The organism is Aeromonas sp. 600527 (assembly GCF_049175415.1).
GTDB classification, from domain to species: domain Bacteria; phylum Pseudomonadota; class Gammaproteobacteria; order Enterobacterales; family Aeromonadaceae; genus Aeromonas; species Aeromonas veronii_A.
The window spans coordinates 733140-752084 of sequence record NZ_JAAKVA010000001.1 but is presented as its reverse complement, the minus strand read 5'-3'; the positions used below and the strand labels follow the sequence as shown (position 1 = coordinate 752084).

20 protein-coding genes are annotated in these 18945 nt (G+C 51.0%); 13 read left to right on the top strand and 7 right to left on the bottom strand.

The genetic code is table 11. The features are described from left to right. Genes rfbF through G5154_RS03185 form a run of 10 tightly spaced genes read left to right on the top strand, consistent with a single transcriptional unit; the run spans position 1 to position 8917 of the window. Positions 1 to 774, top strand: a complete 774-nt coding sequence (rfbF, locus tag G5154_RS03230) for a glucose-1-phosphate cytidylyltransferase (protein ID WP_216978533.1) — start codon at positions 1 to 3, stop codon at positions 772 to 774. After that, positions 735 to 1838: a CDP-glucose 4,6-dehydratase gene (gene rfbG, locus G5154_RS03225; RefSeq protein ID WP_319890029.1), complete on the top strand. Its 1104-nt coding sequence runs from the start codon at positions 735 to 737 to the stop codon at positions 1836 to 1838. The genes rfbF and rfbG overlap by 40 nt, the downstream gene beginning before the upstream one ends. Continuing rightward, complete coding sequence (locus G5154_RS03220) at positions 1835 to 2395, top strand: dTDP-4-dehydrorhamnose 3,5-epimerase family protein (RefSeq protein ID WP_216978535.1); 561 nt, start codon at positions 1835 to 1837, stop codon at positions 2393 to 2395. The genes rfbG and G5154_RS03220 overlap by 4 nt, the downstream gene beginning before the upstream one ends. After that, the gene (locus G5154_RS03215) at positions 2392 to 3615 is read left to right on the top strand and encodes a class I SAM-dependent methyltransferase (RefSeq protein ID WP_144715574.1); all 1224 of its coding nucleotides are present in this window, start codon (positions 2392 to 2394) and stop codon (positions 3613 to 3615) included. Before G5154_RS03220 ends, G5154_RS03215 begins: the two co-directional genes overlap by 4 nt. After that, positions 3612 to 4724 (top strand): DegT/DnrJ/EryC1/StrS family aminotransferase, encoded by a 1113-nt coding sequence (locus G5154_RS03210; RefSeq protein WP_144715576.1) that lies wholly within the window; start codon positions 3612 to 3614, stop codon positions 4722 to 4724. The genes G5154_RS03215 and G5154_RS03210 overlap by 4 nt, the downstream gene beginning before the upstream one ends. A 4-nt stretch (positions 4725 to 4728) precedes the next feature. Next, on the top strand, positions 4729 to 5421 hold the full coding sequence (locus G5154_RS03205; protein WP_421250307.1) for a class I SAM-dependent methyltransferase: 693 nt from the start codon (positions 4729 to 4731) through the stop codon (positions 5419 to 5421). Next, positions 5418 to 6104: a formyltransferase family protein gene (locus G5154_RS03200; protein WP_216978537.1), complete on the top strand. Its 687-nt coding sequence runs from the start codon at positions 5418 to 5420 to the stop codon at positions 6102 to 6104. The genes G5154_RS03205 and G5154_RS03200 overlap by 4 nt, the downstream gene beginning before the upstream one ends. Further along, a complete protein-coding gene (locus G5154_RS03195) occupies positions 6104 to 6832 on the top strand; it encodes a WbqC family protein (RefSeq protein WP_216978538.1) in 729 nt (242 codons plus the stop codon). Before G5154_RS03200 ends, G5154_RS03195 begins: the two co-directional genes overlap by 1 nt. After that, positions 6822 to 7601: a cephalosporin hydroxylase family protein gene (locus G5154_RS03190; RefSeq protein ID WP_144715584.1), complete on the top strand. Its 780-nt coding sequence runs from the start codon at positions 6822 to 6824 to the stop codon at positions 7599 to 7601. Before G5154_RS03195 ends, G5154_RS03190 begins: the two co-directional genes overlap by 11 nt. Positions 7602 to 7642: 41 nt before the next feature. Beyond that, a complete protein-coding gene (locus G5154_RS03185; RefSeq protein WP_216978539.1) occupies positions 7643 to 8917 on the top strand; it encodes a radical SAM protein in 1275 nt (424 codons plus the stop codon). A 26-nt stretch (positions 8918 to 8943) separates the two neighbouring features. On the opposite strand, the gene pseC is transcribed toward G5154_RS03185, so the two are convergent. The 7 genes from pseC to suhB all read right to left on the bottom strand — a co-directional run bounded on the left by pseC (position 8944) and on the right by suhB (position 15954). Continuing rightward, positions 8944 to 10080, bottom strand: coding sequence for a UDP-4-amino-4,6-dideoxy-N-acetyl-beta-L-altrosamine transaminase (gene pseC / locus G5154_RS03180; protein ID WP_421250306.1), 1137 nt, complete (start codon positions 10078 to 10080; stop codon positions 8944 to 8946). After that, positions 10077 to 11081 (bottom strand): UDP-N-acetylglucosamine 4,6-dehydratase (inverting), encoded by a 1005-nt coding sequence (gene pseB, locus G5154_RS03175; RefSeq protein WP_005346596.1) that lies wholly within the window; start codon positions 11079 to 11081, stop codon positions 10077 to 10079. The genes pseC and pseB overlap by 4 nt, the downstream gene beginning before the upstream one ends. Positions 11082 to 11236: 155 nt before the next feature. Continuing rightward, complete coding sequence (locus tag G5154_RS03170) at positions 11237 to 12082, bottom strand: cobalamin-binding protein (protein ID WP_421243763.1); 846 nt, start codon at positions 12080 to 12082, stop codon at positions 11237 to 11239. Beyond that, the gene (locus tag G5154_RS03165; protein ID WP_421250305.1) at positions 12075 to 13037 is read right to left on the bottom strand and encodes a cobalamin biosynthesis protein CobD/CbiB; all 963 of its coding nucleotides are present in this window, start codon (positions 13035 to 13037) and stop codon (positions 12075 to 12077) included. Before G5154_RS03165 ends, G5154_RS03170 begins: the two co-directional genes overlap by 8 nt. Then, a complete protein-coding gene (gene mtnN / locus G5154_RS03160; protein WP_005333935.1) occupies positions 13034 to 13726 on the bottom strand; it encodes a 5'-methylthioadenosine/S-adenosylhomocysteine nucleosidase in 693 nt (230 codons plus the stop codon). Before mtnN ends, G5154_RS03165 begins: the two co-directional genes overlap by 4 nt. 168 nt (positions 13727 to 13894) lie before the next feature. Then, positions 13895 to 14827 carry a ZIP family metal transporter gene (locus G5154_RS03155; RefSeq protein WP_421250304.1) on the bottom strand — a complete coding sequence of 311 codons (933 nt, stop codon included), beginning with the start codon at positions 14825 to 14827 and terminating at the stop codon, positions 13895 to 13897. Between the two features lie 323 nt (positions 14828 to 15150). Continuing rightward, the gene (gene suhB / locus G5154_RS03150) at positions 15151 to 15954 is read right to left on the bottom strand and encodes an inositol-1-monophosphatase (protein WP_033137241.1); all 804 of its coding nucleotides are present in this window, start codon (positions 15952 to 15954) and stop codon (positions 15151 to 15153) included. Between the two features lie 199 nt (positions 15955 to 16153). On the opposite strand from suhB, the gene G5154_RS03145 reads away from it, so the two are divergent. The 3 genes from G5154_RS03145 (at position 16154) to emrD (ending at position 18898) form a co-directional block, all read left to right on the top strand. Beyond that, positions 16154 to 16609 carry a hypothetical protein gene (locus tag G5154_RS03145; protein WP_421250303.1) on the top strand — a complete coding sequence of 152 codons (456 nt, stop codon included), beginning with the start codon at positions 16154 to 16156 and terminating at the stop codon, positions 16607 to 16609. A 168-nt stretch (positions 16610 to 16777) separates the two neighbouring features. Beyond that, entirely contained in the window at positions 16778 to 17440 is a 663-nt protein-coding gene (locus G5154_RS03140; protein ID WP_421250302.1) for a glutathione S-transferase family protein, read from the top strand. Between the two features lie 261 nt (positions 17441 to 17701). Further along, positions 17702 to 18898 carry a multidrug efflux MFS transporter EmrD gene (gene emrD / locus G5154_RS03135; RefSeq protein WP_005333920.1) on the top strand — a complete coding sequence of 399 codons (1197 nt, stop codon included), beginning with the start codon at positions 17702 to 17704 and terminating at the stop codon, positions 18896 to 18898. The last annotated feature ends 47 nt before the right edge of the window (positions 18899 to 18945 follow it).

The following is an 18945-nucleotide window of genomic DNA, read 5'->3' as shown; positions in this document are numbered from 1 at the left end:
ATGAAAGCAATTATTCTAGCGGGTGGTTTAGGCACCCGGATCAGCGAAGAGTCTCATCTTCGACCTAAACCCATGATTGAAATTGGTGGTAAACCGATCCTTTGGCATATTATGAAAATATATTCTCACTATGGTGTTAATGATTTTATAATATGCCTTGGTTATAAAGGCTATGTGATAAAAGAATACTTCGCAAATTATTTTTTACATATGTCTGATGTCACGTTTGATATGCCGAATAATCGAATGGAGGTCCATCATAACCATGTAGAACCCTGGCGAGTGACATTAGTCGACACCGGTGAAGATACGCTTACAGGTGGACGATTGCGGCGTGTCGAAGAGTATGTGAAAGGTGAATCGGCTTTTTGCTTTACCTATGGTGATGGTCTCAGCAATATTGATATTGGAAAACTGATAGAGTTTCACCATAGCCACGGCAAGCTGGCGACTGTTACCGCTGTTTCACCGCCAGGTCGTTATGGGGCTTTGACTCGAGACGGAAATTTGGTGACAGGTTTTTCTGAAAAACCGCGCGGTGATGGGGGCCTGATTAATGGCGGTTTTTTTGTGCTTTCTCCTGACGTGTTCAAGTTGTTGGATAGCGACCACTGTAGCTGGGAAGGAGAACCTTTGGTTGAGTTGGCCGATATGTCGCAGTTGATGTCATTTGAGCATCAAGGTTTTTGGCAGCCGATGGATACGTTGCGCGAGAAAAATCAACTGGAGGAGCTATGGGCCAGTCACAAGGCTCCCTGGAGGGTTTGGGAATGAGACGAGGTCTCGATGCATCCTTTTGGTCAGGAAAGAGAGTGCTCGTTACCGGGCATACAGGGTTTAAGGGGAGTTGGCTGACTATATGGTTGCATCGCCTCGGGGCGGATGTGACGGGAATTAGCTTGCTGCCCCATTCAACGCCAAATCTGTTCGAGGCTGCAGAGGTTGCGAAGATATGTCGACACCATATTTGTGATGTCTGTGCACCGGAACATTTCGTGCCACTGGTTCAGGAATCGCAACCTGAAGTGGTATTCCATCTGGCGGCGCAGTCATTAGTGCGCGAGGGGTATCGTGAGCCTGCGCGGACATTTGAAACCAATTTGATGGGGTCTGTTTATCTATTAGAAGCGCTCCGTACGTTGGATTCGGTTAAGAGCGTTGTCATGGTGACCACGGATAAAGTCTATTACAACCAGGAGTCCATCTGGCCGTATCGCGAGACCGACCTATTGGGAGGACATGATCCCTATAGTGCGAGTAAGGCGGCCAGCGAACTGGTTATTACCAGTTATCGTGATGCTTTTCTGGCAGCACGAGGCGTTGCGATTGCAACCGCGCGAGCAGGCAATGTTATCGGTGGAGGGGACTGGTCCGTCGATCGTTTGATTCCTGACGCAATACGGGCCTGGCAAGGCGGTCAGACTTTATCCATTCGGCGCCCTGAGGCTGTTCGGCCGTGGCAGCATGTCTTGGAGCCTGTTGCTGCCTATATGGTGTTGGCACAACGTCTGTATCAAGAGCCTCGGTTGGCGGGGGCTTATAACTTTGGTCCAGATAGCCGGGATGCTGCGAGTGTGGCGCAGGTGGTGGATTTGGCGGCTTTAAGTTATGGGCTCAGTCATAAGGCTTGGCGTTTGGTGGGTGAACCAGGCCCTCATGAGACCAGTTGGCTGGCGCTGGAGACAGCCAAGGCGCGACATACTCTGAACATTTCACCTCGGTGGTCATTGCCACAGGCCGTTGAGAAGACCATGTCTTGGTATCGCGACTGGTATCAGGGGGGGAGGGCCCGAGACTTGTGTGAGCAACAAATTAAAGCCTACGAGGCTCAGCCATGAATCGTTTTACCCTATTGTCAGAGCCGCTTGGTGCCAGATTGTTGCAGCGTGAAGTGCATGGTGACTCACGCGGTGCTTTGAGCAGACTCTTCTGTGTCGAAGAGTTGTTTGTGCTGGGGTGGGGGGCATGCGTGGCACAGGTCAATCTGACATGTACGTCCCGTTGCGGCACTGTCCGTGGTCTTCACTTCCAATATCCACCGCATGCCGAGAAAAAGTTGGTGACTTGTACTCGAGGTCGGGTTTGGGACGTAATTGTCGACATTCGGGCTGGTTCACCGACTTTTCTGATGTGGCATGCGGAGGAGCTTTCGGGTGATAACCATCGTTCTTTGCTGATTCCAGAAGGATTTGCGCACGGTTTTCAGGCTCTGAGTGATGATGTCGAAATGCTTTATTGTCATTCGGCAGCCTATGTTGCAGCAGCAGAAGGAGGACTCGATCCGTTGGATCCGTATCTTCAGATTTCATGGCCGATGCCGATAACAGAAATCTCCGCACGAGATCGCCAGCATTCTGCATTAAACGACAGTTTTCAGGGAGTGATAGTTAGATGAGATGCCGACACTGCGGTACCCTGCTGGTCCATCGTTTTCTCGATCTGGGCTTTGCTCCGCCATCGAATGCCTATCTGTCTGCCAGCGATCTCTCCCGACCAGAAGTAACCTACCCATTACGCTTGTGCGTGTGTGACCGGTGCTGGCTGGTACAAACGGAGGATTTTGCTTCGGCAGATCAGCTTTTTTGTGCAGATTATGCATATTTTTCAAGTACATCGACCAGCTGGTTAGCTCATGCAGCCCGTTATTGTGCGCGTATGATTGACGAATTGTCTCTTACGTCCAAGAGTCATGTGGTTGAGATTGCAGCCAACGATGGGTATTTGCTGAAGAACTTTGTCGCCGCAGAGATTCCTTGCCTAGGAGTGGAACCTACCGCTGGTACTGCCGCTGCGGCTGAATCGCTGGATATTCCGATTATCCGGGAGTTTTTTGGTTCCGAGTTAGCTCAACAAATGAGAGGAAAAGGACAAGGGGCGGATCTACTGATCGGTAATAATGTTCTAGCTCATGTGCCGGATATCAATGATTTTTGTCGTGGCTTGAAGTATCTGCTTAATCCTGGTGGAACGCTGACGCTGGAGTTTCCTCATCTGCTGCAATTACTGCTGCAGGTTCAGTTTGATACGGTTTATCACGAGCATTTTTCGTATCTGTCGCTGCAGACGGTGCAGCGGATGTTGGCTTCGGTTGGCCTGAGAGTGTTTCATGTCGAGTCATTAGCGACCCATGGTGGAAGTTTACGGGTATTTGCCTGTCATGCCGATGAACAACGACCGGATACTCTGGCTGTCGCAGATTGTTTGTATCAGGAGGCTGTAGCTGGATTACATCAGTTGAACCTCTATCTGGAATTTCAAGCGCATGTGGACAGAGTAAAAAATTCACTACTTTCTTTCTTATTAACACAGTATCAAGCGGGGAAGACGGTGGCAGCCTATGGTGCTGCTGCTAAAGGCAATACATTGTTGAACTATGCCGGTATTCGTCCAGATCTGCTGCCCTATGTTTGCGATGCAGCCGGCTCGAAACAGGGGCGATTTATGCCTGGCAGCCATATTCCAATCTTGTCGCCAGAAGTACTGATGGCTAATCCACCAGATTTTGTCCTGATTTTACCTTGGAATTTGGCTGATGAAATCAGCCATCAATTGGCGCACCTGAGGGCAGCAGGAACTCGTTTTGTCGTTGCGGTTCCTCATCTGGAGTTCCTATGAGTGAGCGTATCTTATATACCAAACCATCTATCACCGAGCTAGAAATTGGCTACGCCACAGATGCGGCGACTAACGGATGGGGTGAGCGCTGTTACGAATATATTGACCGCTTTGAACTGCTTTTTCGTGACTATTTGGGGGTGAAATATGCGATTGCCACGTCAAGTTGTACCGGCGCCTTGCATATGGGGATGGCTGCGTTAGGAATAGGTGCTGGCGATGAAGTAATATTGGCTGATAGCAACTGGATTGCCAGTGTTGCACCCGTCGTCCATCTGGGGGCGACGCCTGTTTTTGTCGATATCTTGCCGGACTCTTGGTGCCTTGATCCTGAATTGGTTGAGGCGGCAATTACGCCACGCACCAAGGCCATCCTAGCAGTACATCTGTATGGTAATCTCTGCCATATGGATCAGTTGTTGGCTATTGGTGAGAGATATGGCATTCCGGTGATTGAAGATGCCGCTGAGGCGATTGGCTCTGTGTATCACGGACGGCGAGCTGGCTCCATGGGTTGTTTTGGTGCTTTCTCATTCCATGGAACCAAAACCCTGACTACTGGGGAGGGCGGCATGTTTGTTACCAACGATGCTGACCTCTATGAACGTGTGTTAACGCTCAGCAACCACGGCCGGGCTCGTGGACAGACTCGTCAGTTCTGGCCTGACGTTGTGGGTTATAAATACAAGATGTCGAACATTCAGGCTGCGATTGGCTGTGGCCAGATGGAACGAATCGAAGAGTTAGTTTCGCGGAAGAGATATATTTTAGATTGCTATCGGCGTGAATTATTGTGTGTCGATGGAGTCAAAATGAATCCAGAACCGAGCGGTACGATTAACGGTGCCTGGATGCCAACTATTCTGATTGAAAAATCAGGTTCGGAGGCAGTTGAACAGCTGAAATTTAAATTCAGCACTGAAAATATAGATGCGCGAGTATTTTTTCATCCATTGTCATCTCTGCCCATGTTCATGCAAAATAACTGTAATGCTCTCGCGAAATTTATATCTAAAAGTGCGCTAAATCTTCCAAGCTATCATGATATGAGCGATGAATCTCTAGAGAAAATCATCAAAATCATTCGTTCCGTGCTGAAGAGTAATTAGAGAGATGAATAATCAAAAAATTAGTCAGTTGTTATGTGAACACTATTCAAATACATTCATTAAGCATGGCCGAAACTCCAAAGGGGTTGATTGGGGTGATAATAAAAAAGGTCATTTATTGCGCCTTGAGAAAATGCTGAATGTCATAGATGTGACTAGTGTTTCAACCGCCAGCTCAATCTTGGATGTCGGCTGCGGATATGGAAGTTTGCTTGAGTTGATCAGACAAAAAAAAATGCCCGTAAAATACACTGGAATCGATATCAGTTTGCCCATGATTAATTCAGCAAAGAGCCTCCATCCTAACGATGAATGGAGGTGTATTGATATATTGAATGATTCGTGTTCTGGGCAATATGATTATGTCGTTTGCAATGGTATTTTGACGCAAAAACTGAATGTCAGTCATAAACTAATGGATCGCTATGCTCATGAACTAATAAAAAAAATGTTTAGCTTGTGTCGTGTTGGGATTGCCTTCAATGTCATGACAACCCATGTTAACTTTCAAGTTGATAATTTGTATTACCGAAACCCGGCGGAATTGCTCGCCTGGTGTATGAGTGAGTTATCATCGAAAGTTAGAATTGATCATTCTTATCCTTTATTCGAATACACTATTTATTTATATCGGGATGTGGATAATAAAGATAAGGATTGTGATATGAAATATAATTCGGCGATAAGTTCAGTATGATGCGGCTTGGTATTATTGCTTCAAGCGGTGGTTCTGTATTCGCGACAGGCATTAACTTGCTAAAGTCGTGTGGCTATGAAGTATCTGCATATGTGGTTACGGATCGTGAATGTGGGATAGAAAGAGCCTGTGACGAGTTAGGTGTCTCTTACACTAGAATAATTGATAATGATAATGTTGGCTTTTCATGTAAAGCCAGCCAGTGGTTATTTTTTGAAAATAATGTCGACTGGGTTTGTCTTTTTTTTACCAGGCTGATCAGCTCGTCGATATATTCATTTAAACCGTGCATAAATATACATCCTTCTTTGTTGCCTGCGTTTCCTGGATTTAACTCTCTGCAGCGGGCCTTTGAAAAAAAGGTCCGATTTGTTGGCGCAACAGCTCACTTTGTTGATGGAAGTACGGATGGTGGCGAGCTCGTGGCTCAAGTGGTTGGCTCTGTAGTCAATATGCATGATATACAGCAATTAGAGCGGCTCTCTTTTGCGCAGAAGCTATATATATTTCTTGTTTTGTGTGAGTCAGTACTTCTGGATGGCGTTAGTTATTTATACAAGTCTAAAGACAACTTAAACACATACCCCGCGCATTCATGGAACAGCCAGTCTCTCAGGAGTAAAAAATTAGCAGATGCCTTCGAAGACTTTTTGAAAAGTGAGAAAATATATTGGATACGGTAATGGTCGATAACAAACGAGTTGTCATATCACAATCCATGTACTTCCCATGGGTTGGATTGCTTGAGCAAATCCGTCTAGCTGATATTTTTGTACACTATGATGATGTTCAGTTTTCTCGTGGTTTTTTCAACCGTGTACAAATTAAAACGTCAAGAGGCATTGTCTGGATGACTGTTCCTCTAAAAAAACATCATCAGAAAGAAAAAATAAATGAAATAGAAATTGACAACTCAATAGATTGGCAAAGACAACACAAAATCCTTCTCAAGGAGGCATTTTCATTTGCTCCCTATTGCCAAGATGTTATGGATATTGTAGATGGAGTTTTCTCTTTACCCTGTAATACATTAAATGACCTATCAAGACGTTCGACTATCGCATTGGCCGAGTACTTTGAACTCGTTCCATCCACTATTTTTTATGAATCTAGCCAATTAAATGTGTCCGGCAATAGCACTGACAGATTACTTGGAATTGTTAAAAGACTTGGTGGAAATATATATGTCACTGGGCACGGTGCTAAAAATTACTTAAACCATGAGCAATTTTTAACATCTGGTATTTCTGTTGAATATATGAACTATCAGAAAGCAGCATACCCCCAATTATTCGGAAACTTTACTCCTTACGTGTCAGCTCTTGATCTGATTGCAAATTGTGGGGCTCATGGGAAAAAATTTATCCATTCTGGAACTATACCTTGGCAGGAGTTTGCTGATGAATCATAATGATCTATTCAAAGAAGAAGTTGAGACAAATATTCGCTCTCTCGCGTCAGATATGGATCTACAAGCTTTATCAAGGATCTGGATTAGGGAGATAGCCCCCCATAAATGGTCATATAACTTTCGATGGATGGGAAGGCCTGCTATACAGTTTCCGAATGACGCATGGGCAATGCAGGAGTTGATTTGGGAAATACGTCCAGATCTTATTATTGAGACCGGCATTGCTCATGGTGGATCACTTATATTTAGTGCTTCGATGCTGGCACAACTAGATTTGTGCGAAGCCATTGAACGTGATGAAAAATTTGATGCTAAACGATCAGAACGGAAAGTCATTGGAATTGATATTGATATTCGGAGTCATAATCGAGAAGCGATTGAAAAACATCCAATGTCATCAAGGATTCACATGATTCAAGGATCAAGTACGGATGAAAAGGTGATTTCTGAAGTCAGAGAGCTTGCACGGAAATATAACAGAGTACTCGTTTGTCTAGATAGCAACCATACGCATGACCATGTTCTTGCCGAGTTAAACGCGTATGCATCATTGGTCAGCGTCGGTAGTTACTGTGTTGTATTTGATACCATCATTGAAGATATGCCAGATAGTCTGTTTCCAGACCGACCGTGGGGGAAAGGTAATAATCCTAAAACAGCTGTTTTCGAGTTTATGAAAAACTGCTCTGATTTTTGTATCGACGAGAATATTGCCCATAAGCTGCTTATAACTGTAGCTCCAAGTGGATTTTTGAAGCGACTCAAATAATCAGCGACACTACAACATCAGATATAAAATACAGGAGCTATATGTATAAAAGAATTTATTTCGACATTTCTGGGGTTTGTAATGCACACTGTCGATATTGTGTGAGTGGTAAAGATTCAATATCTGGCTCTGAACATCGTAAGCAGGGAAAGTTTATCGATATTGATACCTTTTCTGGGGCCATCACTCATATGCTGAGCAAAAAAATAATTGCTCCTGACTGTGAAGTTATTCTATATAGCTGGGGGGAGCCATTCTTACACAAAGATCTAAAAATGATAATAGATATTTTAAATCGCAATGAGCTATTTTATAGCCTCAGTACTAATGCATCTATATGTATATCATTTAATGAGGAACAGATATCTCGTCTAAAAAATATAACCTTTTCAATGCCTGGCTTTAGTCAGGACTCATACGATAGGATTCATGGTTTCAAATTTGACAGGATCAAAAACAATATCTCTGATATGGTTTTATCTCTTCGTTCTAGTCGCTATACAGGCCCCATAAATCTTGCTTATCATATATACAAGTTTAATCTGCATGAAATAAGCTTGGCAGCAAATTTTGCAAAGGAAGTTTGCATAAATTTCGTTCCGTCACTTGCATATTTAAATGGTTACAACATGTTTCGCCACTTTCTGACAAAGGCTATGAAACCTAACCAAATTGAGGTGATTTCGACGGAAGTTTTCACAGAACATCTGGGGAAGATGCAGCGACAAAGACCTACCGATTATATTTGCCCACAATTCGAACGACTTTCGATCGATGAAAGCTGCAATGTACTTATGTGTTGCGGGATGGAAAAAACATGTGGCGATAGGGGACTCGTTGGTGATTTATTTAAGATGGATTTCAACGACATCCAAGAACGAAAGAGAGAGATGACCATTTGTGATGAATGTACATCCCTTGCTATTGATTATATAGGCCATAATTCGATTGGGATTATTGATTTCCTCAGGCTGTATGGCGAGTTGTTCAGCATTGTTGATTACGATAGCAACGAGAAACAGATGGGGGGGGATATATATGTGTATGGCACGGGTGAAACTGCCGATGCCTTATTTGGCTCATTTTTGAACAATAAATTGTTTAATGTGAATGGTGTAATTCATGGGCAGTCTGTAGAAAAAAATATATTTTTTAGAGGTCATAAAGTTGAAAATATTGATGTGCTAAAAAATAATCCAAGTCAAAAAGTATTAATAGCTTCGTTGTCATCCAAGTCAATCGATGAGATATATCATATGCTTCGTCGTGAATTTAAAATAACTAACCCTATTATAAAATTCGAAATCAACATATAGTTTTCATATTTTTGATGGTATTCGACTTATTTGGATTTGATATTTTTCAAATGGTATATGACCTTCTCCTGTTGCTTGGTCAAATCGGGATAGATAGGGATTGATATACTTTGTTGATAAAATATTTCGGATGTTGGGTTTTTTTTGATTACCATATGGTGAAATGGTTGAGAATAGATTGGCATGTAGTGCACATTAACTCCGAGTCCTGCAGAACGCAGTTGTTCAAAAAAAACCTTTCGATCATCTGCGGGTATCTTTATTACAAACAGATGCCATGCCGAGAGACGCCCCTCTCGGTTGGCTAGGATCTCAAGCCCCAGGCTAGGCAGTTTGGCCTGATAACGTGCGGCAATGGTGCGGCGCTTGGTCAGAAATTCCTCCAAGCGTACCATCTGGCTCACCCCCAGTGCAGCCTGAATGTCGGTCATGCGGTAGTTGAAGCCGAGCATCTGCTGCTCGTAGTACCAGGGGCCATCCGGTTCATTGATGAAGTCTTCCGGTTCGCGGGTGATGCCGTGGCTGCGGAGCATGCGCATCGTCTTGGCGAGCACAGGGTCGTTGGTCATGGCCATCCCCCCTTCACCGGTGGTGATGATCTTCACCGGGTGGAAGCTGAAAACGGTTATATCGCTGTAGCGACCATTACCGGTTGGTTCATCGTGATAGCGAGCTCCCAAGGCGTGGCAGGCATCTTCGATGATCCGAAAGCCATACTCTTGTCCCAGGCGGCGGATCTCCTGCATGTCGCAGGGGAGGCCGGCAAAGTGCACCGGGATAACGACTTTGGGCAACTTACCCGCCGCTTTAGCAACAATTAGTTTCTTTTCCAGCTCCAAGGCGCACATGTTGCCGGTATCTGGCTCAATATCGACGAAGTCGACTTGTGCACCGCAGTAGAGAGCACAGTTGGCGGATGCAACAAAGCTGATGGGGGATGTCCAGACCCAGTCGCCGGGGCCAACGCCAAGTGCCAGACAGGCGATATGCAGTGCTGCTGTACCTGAATTGACCGCAACCCCGAATTTAGCGCCACAGTAATCGGCTACTGCTTGCTCAAAGCGGGGGACAACGGGCCCCTGGGTCAGAAAGTCGGACTTGAGAACATCCACAACAGCATCGATATCTGCCTGGCTGATGGATTGGCGGCCATAAGGGATCATTCAGCACTCCCCTTTTGGTTCATTTTCAAAAGCTGTTCAATGGTAAAAAAGTGAGGGTTGCTGCGAGAGTTATATTCGAAGCCCTGTTCTACCATTTTTCCTTTTTCGCCCGCCGCTGTTTTGGAGAAATCGTTGTTGCGATTATTGAAGTTGATGGTTGGGCCAATCACGAAGAAGTCATCAAACTCGAAGGTGTGATAAGAGTCATCGGCAGGACACATCACTTCATGGAGCTTCTCTCCCGGACGAATACCGATGATCTTGTGTGGCAGGTGAGGGGCCATGGCGCTGGCGAGCTCGGTAATACGGACCGATGGCAATTTTGGAACAAAAATCTCTCCTCCTTTCATGCGGCCAAAATTGTCCAGCACGAAATCCACCCCTTGCTGCAAGGTGATCCAGAAACGCGTCATCTCCTCATGGGTGATGGGCAACGCATCTGCACCCTGGTCAATCAGCTTCTGGAAGAAGGGGACGACAGAGCCGCGAGAACCCACCACGTTACCGTAACGAACCACTGCAAAACGGGTGGGATCCTGCCCCGCGATATTGTTTGCTGCCACGAAGAGCTTGTCTGATGCCAGTTTGGTGGCACCGTAGAGATTGATTGGATTGGCAGCTTTGTCAGTGGAGAGGGCAATAACTTTTTTGACTTGATTGAGCAAAGCGGCCTGGATGACGTTCTCAGCACCATGGATATTGGTCTTAATACACTCCATGGGGTTGTATTCAGCGGCTGGAACCTGTTTCAGTGCTGCTGCATGAACCACGTAATCGACGCCACGCATTGCCATGGTGAGCCGGTTGGCGTCTCGGACATCACCGATAAAATAGCGCATGCAGGGGTCGTTAAACTCCTGCTGCATCTCGAACTGTTTCAGTTCGTCACGAGAATAGATGATGAGCCGTTTCGGCTTATAACGTTCCAGTACTGTCTTGACCAATCGTTGGCCAAACGAGCCGGTGCCACCTGTGATCAGTAGCGTTTTATCGTTGAACATTGTGGGCATCTCGTCATAAAAACAGTAGATGAATCATATGCTAGCAAATAAAGTACCAGCTTTTTTGGCAAAGAGTGTGATCCATTCACAAAAACAGTTTTAAAGATTTGGGCGCACCAGACCACCTCGGATTGGCTCGCATTAGTAGAGCTTTATCAAGATGTGCTGGAGCTCTGCGTGCTTAGCTGAATAGCTTGGCAAACCTCTTCAACCCCCTTGAGGGCTCTTGGGGTGAAGCGGTGCAGTTCATCCGAGTTGATTAAATCGAGTCGTTGATGCTGCACCGCATTGAGATTGGGCCACTTCTGCCAGTGACGCAGGGCGTCAGGATCTTGACTCCCTGCCAGGATCAGCGCGGGGTTCGCTCTGATCACCTGTTCCATGTCCACTTGAGGGTAGGGGGTCTTGGCATTCGCCATGACGTTGATCCCGCCGCAGAATTCGATGGCCTGAGCAGGCCAGGCATTGCCACTGACGCTGGTGAGCGGAGGGTACCAGAGCTGGTAGAACACCTTGACGCCGGTTGGTTGGCCATAGCGCTGTTGTAGCTCATGCAGGCGTGCCAGATAGCGCTCGGCGGCCTCGTTAGCACTCTTTTCCACACCCAGCAATTTGCCCAGCGCCCGCATCTCGGTGGCCAGCGATGCAAAATCGGTAGGCTCCGAGTAGAAGATCGGGATCCCGAGCTGTTCCAGCGGGGCCAGCATGCGAGACTGGGCCGAGCGCCAGCCGAGGATCAAGTCCGGCTTTTGCGCCAGCACTGCCTCGACATTGATGCTGCGATAATTCGCTACCTTTGGCTTGGTTTTGACCTCGGCTGGGTAGTCGGATGCATCGTCAATGGCCACCAGTTTGTCGCCGGCACCGATGTCATAAAGCAGTTCGGTCAGGTGAGGAACAACGCTCACCACCCGGGTCGGTGTGGCGGCAAGCAGGGCACCGGGCAACCAGGCAAGCAGCACGCAGGGCAGCCAGACAGCCAAGCGCAACACTCTACCCATGAAATAACCCCGCTACCGTGACAACCAGCGCCAGTATCAACCAGCCCCAGCCGCACCCTTGCAGAATGTTGAGCACCTTGCGCGGTGTCTCGCTATCTGGATCAGCACCAGTGCCGATGACGGGCCAACGCTGGAGAGCCCCCTGATAGTAGCGAGGGCCACCAAGTCGGATCCGGCACTTGTCTACCAGCAGAGTGAGCAGCATCCCCATGGCGGGATAGGGCCAGAGCGCGCCACTGCGCAGCAGCTGTGCTGCCTGTTTGAGACGGCTTGCCAGCAGTGGCAGCCCCAGCAGCAAAATGACGGAGGCATTGAGCACCTGATAGAGGGCACTGGCGGCGTGACCAAAGTGGTCGAAGGCGGGGTCTTTGCGACTCCAGCTCTGATTCATCAGCTGTACCAGCCGCCAGAGCAGGGCGCCCTGTACGCCAGCCAGGGCATATCCCAGCAGCGGGCCAGCCCATTGGCCGACCAGACGCAGGGCGCTGCTCTCCGTCACCGCTTTGGCGAGCCCCATGGCCGAGAGTTTGCCTGTCTCCCGTTTGAGCCAGGGGGCGGACTGCAATCGTGCCAGCGGCAGGGTCTCCTGGGTGGCGAGCGAGCGGGTGGCATGGGCGAGTTCGCGCAGCGGGCGGGATTCGAGCATCAGCAGCAGGAACAGCAGGTCGAAGATCGGCTCGCTCAGGGCCAGATTGCGTAATGACCAGAGCCCGGCGGCGCAGGGTACCCAGACCACCAGCATCGCCAGCATACCTGCTTGTAGCTGCTGGCGTGGCGTGCCATCGGGTCTGTGTACCTTGTGCCCCAGCCGGGTCAGCAGGGGCGTGACGGCCGAAAGACGCAGATGGGATGGCCACGGGATCACCGCCTCCAGCAGGGCTGCCCCCACCAGAATGGCCGCCGTCGTCGAGAGGAGGGCGTCGGCCATCAAATCAAGCGAGCCGGTCTCGCTCACAGTTTGCCGAGCATCTTGATAATCACTTCGGCGGAGTGCTTGCCGGCCACTTCGATGAAGGCATCGAAGGATTCAACCTGTTCCTTGCCAGCGATATCGGACATGGCGCGCACCACCAGATAGGGCACGTTGAACATGTGGCACACCTGACCGATGGCGGCACCTTCCATCTCGACCGCCAGCATCTGCGGGAAGTCGGCGCGAGCCTTGGCGATGGCGTCCGGTTTGCACATGAACTGATCGCCGGTACAGATAAGGCCGACCTTGGTCTGGTGCTTGCCCTGTTCGGCGATGCAATCCTGAGCGACCGCGATGAGCTTCTCGTCGCAGGGGAAGGCGGCAGGTTGCTGCGCCATCTGGCCCATCTCGTAACCAAAGGCGGTTACATCTACATCGTGGAAACGCATCTCGCTGGCGATCACCACATCACCGATGTGCAGGTCCTGGGCAAAGCCGCCCGCAGAGCCGGTATTGATGACGCAGTCGGGGGCGAATTTTTCCAGCAGCAGGCTGGTGGCCACGCTGGCGGCGACCTTACCGATACCGGAGCGGGTCAGGATCACCTCTTTGCCTGCCAGCATCCCTTGATAGAACTCGCAGCCGCCCAGTTGCAGGGTGGTGGGGTTGCTCATCTGGCTGCGCAGCAGGGCAACTTCTTGCTCCATGGCGCCGATAATACCTACTTTCATTGCTGACCTCGTCTTGATAGCCGTGTGGCTGAATTTAAGTTGCTGTAGATCATAACAAAAGATGGCGTCGGCGCCGAGAGGCACAAGCGAAAGGAGAGATGAAGCGCGGCGCTCCATATGGGAGCGCCGCAGGTGACAAAAAGCATTGATGAGGAGGGGCGAGGGCCTTTAGCCGAGCGCGGTATCGAGGGTCATCATCAGGGCAAAGCCTGCCATCAGACCGAGGGTGGCATAGGTCTGGTGACCGTTGCGGTGGGTCTCCGGGATCACCTCGTGCGAGACCACAAACAACATGGCGCCGGCGGCGAGCCCAAGTCCGATGGGGTAGGCGATGGCAAGGCCGCTGGAGAGCCCCACTCCGAGCAGGGCGCCAACCGGTTCGAGCAGGCCGCTGGCGATGGCAACCAGCACCGCCACCGAGGGGCGAAAACCGGCGGCGCACATGGCCAGCGCTACCGCCAGTCCTTCGGGAATATCCTGCAGTGCGATGGCGGTGGTGAGCGGCAGCCCCACCGACATATCCCCCTGCGAGAAGCTGACCCCGATGGCCATCCCCTCCGGCAGGTTGTGCAGGGCGATGGCAAAGACGAACAGCCAGACCCGGGAGCAGCTCTCGTGGCCGGGGCCGCAGGGGCCGGTTTTGTCATGTTCGTGCGGGGTGAACTGATCCAGTCCCAGCATCAACAGCACCCCGAGGGTCATGCCGACCACCACCACAGCGGCGGCGCTAAAGCCGTTGCCGGTGATCCCCTCGGCGGCCTCCAGCCCCGGCAGCAGCAGGGAGAAGGCACTGGCCGCCAGCATCATGCCGGCGGCAAAGCCCAGCATGGTGTCCTCTACCTTTTGTGGTACCGAGCGCAGAAACAGAGCGGGCAGGGCGCCAATGGCGGTGGCGGCAAACCCGGCGGCACCACCGATCAGGCCGTAGCGCACGCCGCTGGTCACCTCGCCGGTAGCGAGCATGATGAGACTCTGCAACAGCAGCAACAAGACGGCAACCAGCGCGATAAAGAGACCGAGAGCAGTGAGTGGCCGGCTTTGCATCTGGCTGCGCAGTTGCTGCGACCAGGATAACGGGGGAAGGGCAGAGAGATGGTCCATGGCATGGCCTCAAGGTGAGCAAAGCGGATAATGGCATTACATCCACTTGGCCGCCCCTTGTCCATGCCTGCAAGGCGATTGCCACTATCTGAAAATCTGGAAATAGTTTATCCAAGCAACCACATGGGAACTCTTATCGGAAGCCAAAGGCGGGGGCAAGAGGGGGTCTGCAAATGACTGAGGTGGATGTTGAGTGGCAAGTGGGGATGCATCGCTAACTCTTTTAAATCAGCTGTAGATGTCTGCCTTGGTGTTCGGATAACAGAGACAAAAAAACCGGCTTGCGCCGGTTTTTTTGTCTTGGTGAATGCTGGGGAGCTGGCTTATTTGGCCAGGGACTCCGGCAGCTCTTCACGGATTTTGCCGAGCATCTCTTTCAACACACGCGGGTTGGCAACCACGATATTGCCTGAGTTTTCGTAGTTATGACCACCGACGAAGTCGGTGACGATGGCGCCAGCTTCTTTGGCCAGCAGTTCACCAGCAGCGGTGTCCCAGGGTTTCAGGCCAATTTCCCAGAAACCGTCGACGCGACCGGCAGCCACGTAGGCCAGATCCAGTGCAGCAGAGCCGGAGCGACGGATGTCAGCACACTCGATGAACATGCTCTGGAACATCTTCAGGTACGGCTCGATGTGGTGCTTCTGCTTGTAGGGGAAACCGGTGGCCAGTACGGTGCCAGCCAGCTCTTTGGCTTTGCCGACACGGATACGGTAGCCGTTCAGCTGGGCGCCGCTACCACGGGTAGCAGTAAACAGTTCGTCACGGATCGGATCGTAAACAACGGCTTGTTCTGTTTTGCCTTTCACACGCAGGGCGATGGATACGGCAAAGTGTGGAATGCCTTTGACAAGGTTGGTCGTGCCATCCAGCGGGTCAATGATCCATTGGTAGTCCGGATTGGTACCGGCAATCTCACCAGACTCTTCAGCAACAATGCTGTGCTCCGGGTAAGATTTTTTGATGGTGTGAATGATGGCCGCTTCAGCTTCACGGTCAACGTTGGTCACGAAGTCATTGCTGCCTTTTTGGATAGCCTCAATATTCTCGGGCTGGGAGAAGGCTTTTACTACAACTTGACCGGCGTTGCGCGCAGCGCGCACGGCGATATTCAGCATCGGATGCATAGGTTCACCACTGGATGTTAAAGAACGGGAGACAAAAGGACGCGGTATAGTACCAGTATTTTGTGCGATGGCAACTGTTATCACCCTACGACCAATTGATTGTGACTGCCAGATCTGACGGCTCCAATATAGACCAGATCTGCGCTAGTCTTATCCCGGCAGCCGGATACAGGCTGTCATGAGCATAGGGATATGAGCCATGAATTTGTCATTAGTGAGTCAAAACGTGTCTGGCGCCAGTGAAGGTCTGCTGGCCATTTTGCGGTCATCACCCGAGTATGGTGACCATTTTGCCCACATCAGCGTGACGCCACTGACCGAGTGGCAACCGGCCAAGGCTGAAGCGGCGATCCTGCTGATCGATGGCGATACCCCCTGGCAGGATGCCGGGTTTATCCGTGGCGAAGACGATGCCATCGGATTGCCGGTACTGCCGCTGTTGATCCGCAAGGGGGACAAGGATCTCACCATCTGCGGCCCCGATGTGCGCGACCCCCGTTTCTACTTTGTCTCCAACGGCATCGTGCTGGAGGAGTCAGAGCTGGCAGACCCCTCGTGTAGCCGAGTGCTGTTGCGCAAGCTGGAGTCCTACTTCCCGCTGCTTTCCCGCCTGATCATGCTGCGCCAGCGCAAGCCGGTCGCCATGATCAACTAATATTTACCATTGCCAGAGCGCACCAGCGGCGCACTGTGGCCTTGTGTGGCCTACGGTGCGCCGCTTTTTAATGGTCTGGAGCCGGTCACTTGTTGCAAGATGAGGCGGCTATGGTGTTGCACCCTGTTCCAACCGTGCAATCTGGCTATGACCAACAAGGAGTGAATCATGATCGACTTTTACACCGCCGCGACCCCCAATGGTTTCAAAGTGGCGATTGCCCTCGAAGAGCTGGGTTTGCCCTATCGGGTCATTCCTCTCGATTTGTCTGCATTGGATCAGAAGAAGCCCGAGTTTCTCGCCATCAACCCAAATGGCCGTATTCCGGCTATCGTCGATCGGGATAACGACGATTTCGCCGTATTCGAGTCGGGCGCCATCCTTATCTATCTGGCGGAGAAGGCGGGCAAATTGTTGCCGGCCGATCCCAAGCGCCGCTCTCAGGCCATTCAGTGGTTGATGTTCCAGATGGGCGGGGTTGGACCCATGATGGGGCAGGCCAATGTCTTCTACCGCTACTTCCCCGAGAAGATCTCCGCCGCCATCGAACGCTACCAGAAGGAGGGGCGCCGCCTGTTCGAGGTGCTCGATAGCCATCTGGCTCATCACGAATATCTGGCGGACGAGTACAGCATTGCCGATATCGCCACCTGGCCCTGGGTGCGGATTTATGACTGGAGCGGCATCTCCATCGAGGGGTTACCCCATCTGCAAGCCTGGATGGATCGGATGGCCGAGAAGCCTGCCTGCCAGAAGGGGATCACCATACCGCCGCGCAAAGAGCAGCCGGATGAGCTGATCAAGCAGGCACAACAGATGGTAACACGTTGATTTTTAACCTCAGACGGGGTGTATTGCCCCGTAATATTAGAAAAACTAAGGCAAGCCGATTATAAAGATTCGTTCGTTTTCTGTGAGCTGAATCACTATGATGCCCCCATACCACCAAGCGTCCTGTGCGGTGGTCTGGCGGGCTCCCCGCCTACTGTTTCCAACACTGTTTTTGATTGCATCACAGCCTCTGTGATCAGATTCCTCTGGGCCATTTTGTGCCAGAGGGCGGCAGCATTTTTTCGATTTTTTGGGACTGATATGGATCGGCACAGTTTTTATCCGTTGTTTTTACTGACCATTTTGATGGTCGCTGTGGGCCAGATGACCCAGACCCTCTATGTCCCCTCCATTCCCATGATGGCGGGAGACTTCAATGTGGCCTCGGGCCAGCTGCAGGCGGTGATGGCCTGCTACCTGATCCCCTATGGCCTCTCCCAGTTTGTCTACGGGCCGCTGTCGGATCGCATCGGTCGTCGTCCGGTGCTGATCGTCGGCATGATGGTGTTTCTGGTGGGCACCCTGATCATTCAGGTCATCCCCCATTTTGCCGCCTTGCTGGTGGGCAGCTTTATTCAAGGATTGGGTACCGGTGCCGGTGGCGCCATGAGCCGTACCGTGATGCGCGATCGCTACAACGGTGCCGAGCTCAACCGCGCCAACAGTCTGGTCAGCATGGGGGTGATCTTCTCCCCGCTGCTGGCACCGGTGCTGGGCGGCTGGCTGACCGAGCTGTTCAACTGGCGTGCCGGTTACTGGTTCCTGTTCGGTTTTGGTGCTGTAGCAACCCTGGCGATCATGGCCTGGTTTGGTGAGACGCTGCCTGCTGCTGCACGTCAGCCGCTGCGCGTCGGTGCTGCCTATCGCCATGTACTGGGCAACCCCAAGTTTCAGGGCAACCTGCTCTGCCTGATGGCGACCTTTGCCGGATTGGCGGTATTCGAGGCAGCAGCCGGTGTGCTGCTCGGCGATGTGCTGAAACTGAGCGCCCGTACCGTGAGCGTGCTGTTCGTGCTGCCGCTGCCCGGCTATCTGTTCGGGGCCTGGCTCTCTGCCAAGCTGAGCTTCCGTTTGACTCAGGGCAAACTGATGCGGCTTGGCATCGCCTTTCTGGCGCTCGGCTCCCTCATCATTCTGGTGCCGGGGCTGTTCGGGGTGGTGAGTGCTGCCTCGCTGGTCGGTGGTGCGGCCGTCTACTTCATCGGTAGCGGTATTCTCTACCCGACCGCCACCTCCTGCGCCATCGAGCCCTTCCCGGGTCAGGCCGGCACCGCGGGGGCCATTCTCGGCGGGATGCAGAATCTGGGGGCGGGCGTGGTGACCCTGCTGGCCGCCGGTTTCCCGATGACTGGACAGGTGACCCTGGGGGCCATTATGACCCTGATGGTGCTGATCGTGGCGCTGAGCTTTGTCTGGTTGCGCCACCACGGCTCGCCGCACGAGCAGATGGCGATTTGATGCCCGCGCTTGTTCTCTGAAAGCCCGCCTTCTGGCGGGCTTTTTCT